Here is an 11,721-nt window from a genome sequence, read left to right on the forward strand (position 1 = left end):
ATTAGGTGACTGAGATCCGGTTCCTCATCTTTGATATGGATGAAGTGATTTATGACTATGATCACCCCAAGCGTTTGCAGCTGCTGGCAGAGCGAACAGGGATTTCGCCGCAGGAAATTCACCAACGCGTTTGGGGCGGTCCGGAAGAAGACCTTTCCGAAACCGGCATTCCTGCAACAGGAGCAGCCTATTTAAAACAATACAACCAGTTGCTTGGCTTTGAACTAAGCGCGGAAGAGTGGATCCAGATCCGCCATCAAATGATGCGCCCACGCCCACAAATGCTTGAGCTGCTCGCCCACCTGAAGCAGCGATATGATCTTGCGCTACTAACCAACAATGGCGCCATGCTCGCTGAGAATCTTTTCGCCATCGCCCCAGAACTAGAAAGCCTCTTCGGCGACAAAGCCCACGCTTCCTGCCACTTTGGTGCGCGCAAGCCCGACCCTGCGGTCTACAAGGCGATTTGCAGTTGCTATGGCTATGAGCCCAAAAACTGCCTGTTTGTCGATGACAAGGAGGAAAACATCGTCGGTGCGAAAGCGGCAGGCCTAGCCGCCATTCTCTACCGCAGCTTCGCGCAGTTCCACGGAGAGTTGGCAGAATCCCTTCAGTTTTCCACCAGCGTTAACCATGGTTAATTTTCATTAAAGTTTTAATGAAAATTTTGCTAGGCTGAACAGCAGTATCTAGGGGATGCGAAGCCATAGCATTTGCATGCCCTCCTTTAGGCAGTCTGTAAGTGTGTAAGGTCTGGAAAATGGTTTTGCGGTGTTTGCCACCTGTTCGAGTGCGCCTACAATTTTACGAGGGCAAAGGCCGTTATTTCCCAAACTTTAGTGTGGGCAATCAGCCTCCTGCCAACGAAAACCATCAAGCCACAGCTAAGCGGCCCTTTGCGCGCAAGGCGGTCCTGAAGCGCAGGCGCCCAGGTCGCCGCTATGCACTCGCCCGCTGGCAAAATCAATCACTTGCCCGAAAACACGCCAGCACAGCCACTTTGCTTGGCTTACAAGAAGCACTCACGGGCACAGCCTCAAATCTAAAGTCCCGCAGGGTGCGCCAGTATCGCGCCGCAATCAAAGCGCGCTATGCTCTGGGAAATGGTCGCTTCACAGAAATCTTTGCCTAATTCCAAGCGACAGTTAGAAGCCAATCGCGCAGCCATCCTTGCGCGGGTCTGAGCCCCCGATGAGCACACCGCGGTTGCGATCAATAACAATGCCTTGCCCACCGCCAATAGGCTCTCTTACCCGTTCAAGACGATGCCCAATCGCCCGCAGCCCCGCACAGCTCTCTTCTGGAATACCGGCCTCCGCCTGCAACGCAAGGCTATCTTCGTCAATAAACACACGCGGCAGATCAATCGCTGCTTGTATGTCCATCTGATAATCCAACATGTTGCTCAGCACATAGGCATGCCCGCAGGGTTGATAACCACCGCCCATGACGCCGAACGCGATCGAAGGCCGCCCATCTTGCATGGCTATTGCTGGAATAATCGTATGCATGGGCCGCTTGCCACCTAGCAGCTCGTTCGCATGCCCTTCTTCAAGCGAGAAGCAAGCCCCCCTGTTCTGCAAGAGCACACCACTTTGCGGCGCTGTTATGCATGAGCCAAAGCCCTTGTATATCGAGTTGATGAGCGATACTGCCAAGCCATCCTCATCCACCACGCTAAGGCACACCGTATCAGACTTTGGAGAGAGCAGCTGTGTTTGTTGGCGTGGCAGCACGCCATCCATGCGGATCCTCCCTGCAAGCTTGTCAACATGATCGGCGCGCAAAAGCTCCATCGCATCAAAGGCCATGGCTTGCGGATCCGCCAAAAAAGCATCCCGCGCCGAGTAAGCAAGCTTTGTTGCCTCCATGTGTATATGCAACCGCTGAACGCCCAATGGCTCAAGCCCGCGCAAGTCAAAACGCTTGAGGATCTCCAGCAGGAGCAATGCAACAATTCCTTGCCCGTTTGGTGGCAACTCGGCTATTTCAAGCCCTGCATAATCGCTGGTAATCGGCACCACTTCCTCTGCCTGCATTGCGGCGAGATCATCAACAGTTAACAAGCCGCCATGCGCCTGCACCTGCGCAGCAATGTCCTGCGCCACAGGCCCCTTGTAAAAACCGTCGGCACCTTCTGCTGCGATACGTTCCAGCGTTTCTGCCAGTTGTGCAAAACGCATCACATCACCAGCTTTTGGAGCTGCGCCAGCGCGTAGATAAATCTTTTCACTTGCCTCACAAACTCTCAGCGCAGGAACAAGCCCTTGCCAATCAAAGGCAACACGTGGCGCCACAGGAAATCCATTGCGAGCATAACCAATCGCCGGCGCTAGCACTTCTGCCCAAGAGAGCCTGCCAAACTCTTGCAGCAGCATTTCCCAACCACGAACAGCGCCGGGCACTGTCACCGCGTGGCCGCTATGAGGCGGCACCTTGCTTAGTCCCTCCTCCCTCAGCGCAGCAGCATTTGCCGCTGCCGCAGAACGCCCTGAAGCATTCATGCCCCACAGCTTACGGCCTTCCTGCCCCACAAGGGCAAAACAGTCACCGCCAATGCCTGTCATCTGCGGCTCGACAACACCTTGCACCGCCACCGCTGCAACAGCTGCATCTGCCGCGTTCCCCCCCTTGTGCAAAATACCAACAGCCGCTTCACTCGCCAGCGGGTGCGAGGTCGCCACCATAGCGCGCTGTCCATACACGGCTGAGCGTCCATTCATCTGAAAGTCACGACTGCTCATCAAGCCACCTTACCCATGCACCATTAAGGTTTTTACTGCCAAATTTGCGCAACTGCTTTTCCATATTGGCCGGTTGGAACACGGCGACCCCACTGCTATCTCCTAGTGAATTTACGATAGGGATTAGACGGTATGCAACTCAACCTTTCACTAGCAAAAGCCATTATATCTTCAGCTCAGGAGAAGGCAGCCGAACTTGGCCTCAAGCCCATCACAGTAGCAGTTCTTGATGCGGGCGGTCATGTAATCGCTCTGGAGCGCCAAGACGGCTCCTCGATCATGCGCCCGCAAATCGCCACAGGAAAAGCATTTGGCGCCTTAGCTGTGGGCGTAGGCAGCCGCTGGCTTAATGACAATGCAGCAAGCCGCCCCCACTTCATTCAGGCTCTAAATGGCCTAGCGCAAGGTGGCATTGTACCTGTTCCAGGTGGAGTTTTGATACGAAACGACACTGGTAGGATCTTTGGCGCCATTGGTATAACAGGTGACACATCAGAAAACGATGAAACTTGCGCCTGCCACAGCATATATCAGAACAATCTTGTTGCTGATTGCGGATAGTCTACATACAGCAATTAACATGCAAAATAGATACCTAGTAAAAACCGTGCTATTCCTTAAGTAAATCTCGACATATCGGACCAGATATCCTCAAAACGAGCCACACATAATATAAAATTGTAATAAATTTCCACCTATTATTAAAGTTAACGTCGCGTTTTTTCTTCCAAAAGCTGCACAAAGCAATATCATGCAACCCATACTATAAAATGGGCAGATTGTGGGGCCTGCTATGCTATTTCATTGGATTGCGCAACTTCGCGCCAAGCAGATTGCATTTAAAGACGACGAGAGGGGAGTGGTCGCGGTTATCACGGCCTTCCTGATCGTGCTGCTTATTGTGATCATCGGTATGGGTATCGATTTTGGCCGTGCTTTCACCACCCAGCAGCGCCTCTATGCCGCGCTAGACACCGCCGGCCTCGCCGCTGCCACCCGGCTAGATAAAGAAGAGATGTCAGTCGCTGAGGCTAAAACGCTGATCAAAGAACTTTACATAAAAAACATCGAGGGGATGGTCTACGGTGATGTCACGATCGCGGAGATAGAGCCAGATGTAAATATGCAAACCGGTGTCATTAATCTAGCTGCAAGTGCGAACGTTCCCACATTCTTTATCCGCCTCGCTAATCTTATCCCGGGTTTCGGGGAGGATGACTACTCAAAACTAAACGTGGGAACAAATACCACGGTCAACTTCGGCGTTGGAAGCGCAGAAATTGCTCTAGTTCTAGATGTCACATTGTCCATGAAAAGGCATATAAAGAAAGGCAAGGCAGACGGGGCTTTAGAAACCGCAGTAAAAAGTGTCATCGATGAACTGTTACCACCTTCTATCAGCGAAGAAGATGCACGTATCAGTTTATCCATCATTCCATACAATGAATTTGTTTCACTTCCACTAAAAGATGCCCAAATAGTTCAAGACAGTATTGTGCCTTTGCAAAGTACATCTAAATCAAAACACTCCTGCATGGTCAGCCGTCAAAAATACATTGATACATACGACAATGAAACAGTTAGCAAAAAGGGTTATAGACAGCAACTGCGTTTCGTTAAGAGACAAGTATCACATGCAGATGAAATAGATAACTTCTTGCTTAAGGACGATATGCCGCCTCTCGAGCTTCCTACGAGGAGATATAAGCACATGGGGCATGCGATAAATGGATACGGCGCGTTTTTTGGTGAAAACTGCAAGAAAACAGCACCCATAAGAGCGCTTACCTCTAATCGCAATGCACTTTCACAAACCATTAACCTCTTGGACACGGAAAATAACACAGCAGGCCATATTGGCATGCTTTGGGGCTGGCACACCTTGTCACCCAAATGGAACTCCTTTTGGCAACGGCAACCTAACAGCAAGCCAGCTGCTAGCTATGGCCAAACCAAGAAATTCATGATTTTTATGACAGATGGAAAGTTTAACAGCTACTTCCGCAAAACTCCTTATATGTACATCGAAGAATATGGGATGTGGGTTCGAAAATATAGAACTGTTGTAAAGTACCTTTGGGAGACGGACACATACAAGTTTTATCAGCCCTATCCGCGCAGTATGTTTGAGTACATAAATGGAAAACGTCTGAAAAATCCCAAGTACGACCGTGATACGCAAGGGAACGATGTAAACATACCAATAGCAAATTATCGCGCAAAAGAGGCCTGCAAAGCCATTAGAGAAAGTGGGATTACTATTTTTTCGGTCTTTTATCAAACTAGCGAAAAGCCGCCATCTTCCCTTCTTAAGATTCTCCGTGATTGCGCAGGTAAGGATGGAAAGTTCGTTCTTGCCAAAAACGCAGATGACCTTAAAAAGGCATTTTCAGGCATCGCAAAGTATGTGAAAAGCGTCTACGTTTCAAAATAGCAAAAGGGGTCATAGCCCCTTTTCTTTTGCGGTAAGTTGCAATTGCACACCCGCGCCGGCCTAGTGCTTCTTGGAAAGTGCTTCTATCTGCGCCTGCATCTGGGCGAGTTGTTCTTTCAGCCCGTCCAGCTGCTCGCCCGTTGCAGCTCTTTCATCAGTTGCTCCAGATGTTTTACCCTCGGCTTTTACCGCTTCGCCTGGCTCGGTCTTACCGTCTCCAAAGCCCGGCATAAACATACCCATAGCTTTTTGGAACATCTCGCTGTTGCGCTTCACCTGCTCCTCAACCAATTCAAAAGGCGTCGTTGTCATAGCCTGCGAAAGCTTGGCGCGCATCTTTTCCTGTTCCTGCACAAAACTTCCAAGCGAGTGCTCTAGGTAGCTCGGCACAATGCTTTGCATGCTGTCGCCATAAAATCCGATCAACTGGCGCAAAAACGCAATCGGCAGCAGATTTTGCCCTTTGCTTTCCTGCTCAAAAATAATCTGGGTTAGCACCGAGCGCGTAATATCTTCCCCGCTCTTGGCATCCTGCACAACAAACTCCCGGCCATCCTTCACCATCACAGCCAAGTCTTCCAAGGTGACATAAGAGCTGCTGCTGGTGTCATAAAGCCTGCGGTTAGCATACTTCTTGATTACAGTTGCCTCACCGTGCTGTGCCATGTGCACCTCCTGCAAATCGGGGCGCCGCAAACACACCTGCCACACCTACGAATTTCCTATTTGGCGGCAACCCTAGCGCAACTATTTTGCCATGCCAAACCCTTTTAAGCATGCATTCCCTGAGAATTAGGGGAGACTTAGACGAAAAACAGACTGGCGCTCTCTCAGGAAAACTGCCTAGATTGCAACTACATACTTTTCCTTGCGGGGTTGCACCTAGAGTACACATCGGCAGCCTCCCAAGTCGTAGCTGAGGAGACTACAATGCCAACCCAAAGCAACGCATCAAAAGATGCTTCCGTCGTCATTGTGAGCGCAACTCGAACACCCATAGGCTCGTTCAACGGCTCATTCGCAAATACCCCCGCACACGACCTAGGTGCCATCGTCATAAAATCGGCCCTAGAGCAAGCCAAGCTTCCAGCAAACGAGGTAGACGAAGTTATCTTCGGCCAAGTTCTCACCGCTGGACAAGGGCAAAACCCCGCTCGGATCGCAGCTATCAACGCAGGTCTTTCAGAGGATTCAACCGCCATTATCGTTAATCAGGTTTGCGGCTCTGGTTTGCGCACCGTTGCCATGGGCATGCAGCAAATCCTCTCTGGCGATGCGGATATTATCGTTGCAGGTGGCCAAGAGAACATGAGCCTCTCGCCTCACTGCCAACACCTGCGCTCTGGCGTTAAAATGGGCGACTATAAAATGGTCGACACCATGATTAAGGACGGCCTTTGGGACGCCTTCAACGGCTATCATATGGGCCAAACAGCAGAAAATGTTGCCCAGAAGTTCCAGATCACCCGTGAGGATCAGGACAGCTTCGCCGTAAGCTCTCAAAACAAAGCCGAAGCTGCGCAAAAAGCTGGCAAGTTTAAAGAGGAAATCACTCCCGTCACCGTCACAGAACGACGCAAAGAGCGTATCGTTGCTGATGATGAATACATCCGCTACGACGCCGACCTCGCGTCCATGACAAAACTACGTCCCGCCTTCATCAAGGATGGCACCGTCACGGCCGCCAACGCATCAGGCCTAAACGACGGCGCGGCAGCGCTGGTACTCATGAGCGCAGACGAAGCTGCTAAGCGCGGCCTAGAGCCTCTCGCTCGCATCGCCTCATGGGCAACCGCTGGTGTCGATCCATCGATCATGGGCACAGGCCCGATCCCAGCTTCGCAAAAGGCGATGGAAAAAGCAGGATGGAACGTGGAAGACCTCGATTTGGTAGAGGCCAATGAAGCCTTCGCCGCTCAAGCTCTTGCCGTTAACAAAGGCCTCAACCTTGACCCGCAAAAGGTCAATGTCAATGGCGGCGCCATTGCGCTTGGGCACCCTATCGGCGCATCTGGGGCCCGCGTTCTTGTAACGCTGCTGCACGAGATGAAGCGCCAAGACGCCAAGCGAGGCCTCGCCACATTATGCATCGGCGGCGGTCAAGGTGTTGCCCTCTGCGTCGAACGCGGGTAAGCGCAAAACCCTACTAAATACTAGCAAGAAACATAAGATATAAACGCCAGTATATTCTAATGGCGAGGTTGTATTAAGCTCGCCATTACTGTTTGCTTGAAATACCTGTTATCTCCCAGTTCTTTTAGGAATGAGGTGTCACTATGGGGAATACTGCAGTAGTTACCGGCGGAACACGTGGAATAGGCGCAGAAATCGCGATTACTTTACAAAAAAGCGGCTACATAACAGCGGCAACATATGCCGGAAATACAGAGCGCGCCGAAAAGTTCTCAGAAGAGACTGGAATAAAAGCCTACAAATGGGATGCAGGTTGTCCGCAATCTTGCACACAAGGCATTGCCCAAATCGAGCAAGATCTGGGCCCAATTGATATCCTGGTAAATAATGCGGGCATCACGCGCGACGGCTGGTTTCACAAAATGGATTTTGACCAGTGGAGCCAAGTCATGCGCACCAATCTGGATTCCATGTTTACAATGACCCGGCCAGTCATTTCTGGAATGCGCGAGCGCGGCCATGGCCGAATTATCAATATCTCCTCAATCAATGGTCAGAAAGGCCAGATCGGCCAAACCAATTATTCCGCAGCAAAAGCGGGCGTCATTGGCTTTACAAAAGCTCTAGCGCAAGAAAACGCTCGCAAAGGCATTACGGTCAATTGCATCTGTCCCGGCTATATAGATACCGATATGGTCTCCGCCGTGCCTGAGAAGGTGCTGGAGAGCATTATTAGCCAAATTCCGGTAGGTCGCTTGGGTAAAGCCAGCGAGATCGCATCTTTGGTCACCTATCTTTGCTCTCCTGCTGCCGCGTTTATCACCGGCTCGGTTATGACCATCAACGGCGCACAATACATGGCTAACGGCTAACCGTATTTCTCAAAGACACAAAAAAAGCCGCCCTTTTGCAAGAGCGGCTTTTTTATAACCAAACGCGTCTAGCGCTGCAGATTAGTCTTCTTTAACCTGCAGGATCTGACGACCACGGTACATACCGGTTTTCAGGTCAACATGGTGCGGACGACGCAGTTCGCCCGAATCCTTGTCTTCCACATATGCCGGCTGACCAAGGGCGTCCGCAGAACGGCGAAAGCCGCGCTTCATACGCGTTACTTTTTTCTTTGGAACTGCCATCGTAGCTCTCTCTTGTGCCTTATGCTCACACACCTTTCGGCGTGCAGAGTCAGCGTGCGACGCACGCAAACTTTCAGAATGGCGCGGTTTATACAGGGTTATTGCGCAATATGCCAGCCTAAAACAAAAATTTATTTTGCCAATGCTTCAAGGCTTGTCGACACAGGCCAAAACACCCCCTGCAATCCGCATTCGCTGCTGGTTTATCCCCGCTAACCGCCGATGTCCAGTCGTAGGTTGCGCTGGATTCCGCGCAATCGGGTTTGGCAGCGCGGTTGCCAACAGTGACGCCTTGGCTGGACCCAGCTTAGCCGCTGTGCTGCCAAAGTAAGTTTGCGCCGCAGCCTCTGCGCCAAACACTCCGGGGCCCCACTCGGCAATGTTAAGATACAACTCCAAAATACGGCGCTTGGTCAGCACCGCATCCAGCATCACCGCCAACGGCACTTCAAGACCTTTACGAAGGTAACTGCGGTCATTCCAGAGGAAGAGGTTCTTCGCCAACTGCATCGTCAACGTGCTCGCCCCACGCGCCTTGCCCCCTTCAACCACCTTATCCACCTGACCACGCAGCGCTTGCCAATCAACACCGTTGTGCTGGCAGAACAAGCTATCTTCTGAAACCACCACAGAGCGCTGTAAATAAACAGAAATTTCCTCCAGCGGCTTATAATCTCGCCAAACAGGTTGGCCGCTCAACATACGCCCGAGCATGAGGGCGGAAACTGGCGGAAGAAAACTATAAAGCACACTCAGTAAGACAGGTAACAAAGCAAGGCAAAGAACCGCGCGGAAAACCCAGCGCCACACCCTCCATTTATTTTTCGGCACTTGCGAACTCACCCTGCCCCCTCACCAGCTAGAAACATCGCCAACTCACCAGCCATCAACCGCGCATTCTTTTCAAAAGATGACTTACGCCGCCACACCACACCTAACTGCCGTCCGCTACGCGCCCCTTTTAGGCGAATTAGCCGCAGGCCTGTTCCGCCCGTGACCCCAGCTTCCGCGGCTAACTTGGGTAGCAACGTGACACCAAGCCCGTTATCCACCATTTGTACAAGAGTTATCAACGAGGTTGCCTGAATATCTTCCTCACCTCCTGCCAACCGTCCCTTCGTTGCCGCCAAAACATGGTTGCGCAAACAATGCCCATCTTCCAAAAGCAGCAAACGCTCATTCCCAAGTTCTTCTAGGGCAATCTCCTCGCGAGCCGCCAATGGGTGCTCCGCCGGAACAGCTAAGAGAAACGCATCCTCACCAACAATCTCAAAATCAAACCCACTAAGCTCATAGGGGAAAGCGATCAAGGCAGCGTCAATGCGCCCCTCTCTCAAGCTGGAAAGCAGGTTGCGCGTCAAGTCCTCGCGCAAATATAGCTTTAAGGCGGGAAACGCCTCTCTCAATCCAGGCAAAAAACGAGGCAAAACAAAAGGCGAGATAGATGGAATGACCCCAAGACGAAATCGGCCTGTCAGCGGCTGGTGTTGGGCCTTCACCCCTTGCACCAGCTCTTCTGCATCCCGCAGCAAAGCCGCACTTTGCGCCAGCACTTTTTCTCCTGTCTCGGTGAGCACCAATTGCTTGCCCGAACGATCAACCAGCGCGCATTCCAAGTTGTCTTCCAACTGACGAATAGATGCGGACAACGTCGATTGCGTTATGTGGCAAGCTTCTGCCGCCTTAGAGAACGACAGATGCTCTGCCAGAGCTTTGAAATATTGTAATTGCCGAAGTGTGGGTAACATCGGTGCGTCAGCATGACACACAGGAATATCTGGAACGAGAATAACTCCAAAATCCCTTGTGTCTCCTTGAGTTATTGCCTGCCAACACCTTATATCGAAAAAAACGATAACACAATTCGTTATTATCGTTTTGACCGATCCGTCCCGACCCTGCATAACAAAATCACTCGCAGCGCAAAGCACCTGCGACACAGAATTTCGCACTGCACCACAGTGCTCAATCGCCTAACTCGTCTACAAGGAGAGCCCCTATGCTCGGTATTGGTGAAAAACTGCCTGAATTTGAAGTTGTTGGTGTTAAACCTGGCTTTAACAACCACGAAGAAAACGGCGAAAGCGCATTTGAAGCGATCACCGAGAAAAGCTTTGAAGGCAAGTGGAAAGTTATCTTCTTTTACCCAAAAGACTTTACCTTTGTGTGCCCAACCGAAATCGCTGAATTTGCACGCCTTGCTCAGGAATTTGAAGATCGTGATGCCGTCGTTCTTGGCGGTTCTTCCGACAACGAATTCTGTAAGCTCGCATGGCGCCGTGACCACCCAGATCTCGATAAACTGCCAATCTGGGCATTTGCCGACACCAACGGCTCCCTGATCGATGGCCTCGGTGTTCGCTCTCCTGATGGCGTAGCATACCGTTACACCTTCATCGTCGACAACGAGAACACAATCCAGCACGTTTACGCAACCAACCTGAACGTTGGCCGTAACCCGAAAGACACGCTGCGCGTTCTCGATGCACTGCAAACCGACGAACTTTGCCCATGTAACCGCGAAGTTGGCGGCGACGTTATCGCAGCCTAATCGCCGCACATAACAAACAAGCAGTCGCGGGAAAACTGTGCCCCGCGGCTGCCAGTGGCCCCAAGGCTCGCATAACAACAACAGACGAGCCAAGACCCTACTTAGTTGATTGGAGAGAACCTATGTCTATCGATAGTTTAAAAGCGGCACTGCCCGATTTTGCCAAAGACGTCCGCCTGAATCTTGGCTCCATGGCCACCGATGAAAGCCTCTCTAATCAACAAAAGTATGGCCTCTTCGTTGCCTGCGCCATTTCTTCGCGCAACCAGCAGGTACGCGAAGCCCTGATAGCTGAAGCAGCGCCGCATCTAACTGCCGAAGCGCTAGAGGCTGCAAAAGCCGCAGCAACCATCATGGGCATGAACAACATCTATTATCGCTTTGTCCATCTCTCTTCCAATGAGCAGTACAAAACCATGCCAGCCAAGCTACGCATGAACATCATTGGCAAACCGGGCGTCGACAAAGTTGATTTTGAGCTATGGTCACTCGCAGTATCCGCCATTAATGGCTGCGGCATGTGTATCGATAGCCATGAAGCTATTTTGCGCAAAGCCGGTGTAACCGCAGAAATGGTGCAGACCGCTGTACGCTTTGCCGCAATCATCCAATCCGCTGCTATCGCGCTGGAAGCAAACGCTTAAACCCCTTAAGCTTTGTGGATTAGTAGCGCTGCCCCGGGCCCTTCGCCCGGGGTTTTTTATAGGTTCCTTGGGTCACTGT

Annotated in this window: 12 protein-coding genes; 7 read left to right on the forward strand and 5 right to left on the reverse strand. The window is 51.4% G+C overall.

All coding sequences use genetic code 11. The annotated features are described in order from the left end of the window. The first annotated feature begins 5 nt into the window (after positions 1 to 5). Entirely contained in the window at positions 6 to 641 is a 636-nt protein-coding gene (locus tag AYK82_RS01705; protein ID WP_082733675.1) for an HAD family hydrolase, read from the forward strand. A gap of 504 nt (positions 642 to 1,145) precedes the next feature. Here the strand turns inward: AYK82_RS01705 and ggt are convergent. Next, positions 1,146 to 2,744, reverse strand: a complete 1,599-nt coding sequence (gene ggt / locus AYK82_RS01715) for a gamma-glutamyltransferase (protein WP_244265698.1) — start codon at positions 2,742 to 2,744, stop codon at positions 1,146 to 1,148. 132 nt (positions 2,745 to 2,876) lie between these two features. Between ggt and AYK82_RS01720 the strand changes: the two genes are divergently transcribed. Beyond that, positions 2,877 to 3,305, forward strand: a complete 429-nt coding sequence (locus AYK82_RS01720; RefSeq protein ID WP_068310681.1) for a GlcG/HbpS family heme-binding protein — start codon at positions 2,877 to 2,879, stop codon at positions 3,303 to 3,305. A 232-nt stretch (positions 3,306 to 3,537) separates the two neighbouring features. Further along, the gene (locus AYK82_RS01725) at positions 3,538 to 5,178 is read left to right on the forward strand and encodes a TadE/TadG family type IV pilus assembly protein (RefSeq protein WP_068310684.1); all 1,641 of its coding nucleotides are present in this window, start codon (positions 3,538 to 3,540) and stop codon (positions 5,176 to 5,178) included. Between the two features lie 60 nt (positions 5,179 to 5,238). Here the strand turns inward: AYK82_RS01725 and phaR are convergent, their stop codons facing one another. Next, positions 5,239 to 5,844, reverse strand: coding sequence for a polyhydroxyalkanoate synthesis repressor PhaR (gene phaR, locus AYK82_RS01730; protein ID WP_068311283.1), 606 nt, complete (start codon positions 5,842 to 5,844; stop codon positions 5,239 to 5,241). 264 nt (positions 5,845 to 6,108) lie between these two features. Between phaR and AYK82_RS01735 the strand changes: the two genes are divergently transcribed. Together AYK82_RS01735 and phbB are read left to right on the forward strand one after the other, a co-directional pair. Next, positions 6,109 to 7,311: an acetyl-CoA C-acetyltransferase gene (locus AYK82_RS01735; protein WP_068310685.1), complete on the forward strand. Its 1,203-nt coding sequence runs from the start codon at positions 6,109 to 6,111 to the stop codon at positions 7,309 to 7,311. Positions 7,312 to 7,454: 143 nt separating this feature from the next. Beyond that, positions 7,455 to 8,183, forward strand: coding sequence for an acetoacetyl-CoA reductase (gene phbB, locus AYK82_RS01740; protein WP_068310686.1), 729 nt, complete (start codon positions 7,455 to 7,457; stop codon positions 8,181 to 8,183). Positions 8,184 to 8,264: 81 nt separating this feature from the next. On the opposite strand, the gene rpmF is transcribed toward phbB, so the two are convergent. The 3 genes from rpmF to AYK82_RS01755 all read right to left on the reverse strand — a co-directional run bounded on the left by rpmF (position 8,265) and on the right by AYK82_RS01755 (position 10,195). Further along, a complete protein-coding gene (rpmF, locus tag AYK82_RS01745; RefSeq protein ID WP_068310687.1) occupies positions 8,265 to 8,447 on the reverse strand; it encodes a 50S ribosomal protein L32 in 183 nt (60 codons plus the stop codon). 147 nt (positions 8,448 to 8,594) lie between these two features. Further along, positions 8,595 to 9,290 carry a monofunctional biosynthetic peptidoglycan transglycosylase gene (gene mtgA / locus AYK82_RS01750; protein ID WP_341860413.1) on the reverse strand — a complete coding sequence of 232 codons (696 nt, stop codon included), beginning with the start codon at positions 9,288 to 9,290 and terminating at the stop codon, positions 8,595 to 8,597. Beyond that, positions 9,287 to 10,195 carry a hydrogen peroxide-inducible genes activator gene (locus tag AYK82_RS01755; RefSeq protein WP_068310689.1) on the reverse strand — a complete coding sequence of 303 codons (909 nt, stop codon included), beginning with the start codon at positions 10,193 to 10,195 and terminating at the stop codon, positions 9,287 to 9,289. Before AYK82_RS01755 ends, mtgA begins: the two co-directional genes overlap by 4 nt. 251 nt (positions 10,196 to 10,446) lie before the next feature. Here AYK82_RS01755 and AYK82_RS01760 point away from each other — a divergent pair, with 251 nt between their 5' ends. Together AYK82_RS01760 and ahpD are read left to right on the forward strand one after the other, a co-directional pair. Further along, a complete protein-coding gene (locus AYK82_RS01760) occupies positions 10,447 to 10,998 on the forward strand; it encodes a peroxiredoxin (protein ID WP_068310690.1) in 552 nt (183 codons plus the stop codon). 122 nt (positions 10,999 to 11,120) lie between these two features. Then, the gene (gene ahpD / locus AYK82_RS01765; protein WP_068310692.1) at positions 11,121 to 11,642 is read left to right on the forward strand and encodes an alkylhydroperoxidase, AhpD family; all 522 of its coding nucleotides are present in this window, start codon (positions 11,121 to 11,123) and stop codon (positions 11,640 to 11,642) included. Positions 11,643 to 11,721: the final 79 nt, after the last annotated feature.

The sequence above is a fragment of the Polycladidibacter hongkongensis genome, from assembly GCF_001561995.1.
GTDB classification, from domain to species: domain Bacteria; phylum Pseudomonadota; class Alphaproteobacteria; order Rhizobiales; family Stappiaceae; genus Pseudovibrio; species Pseudovibrio hongkongensis.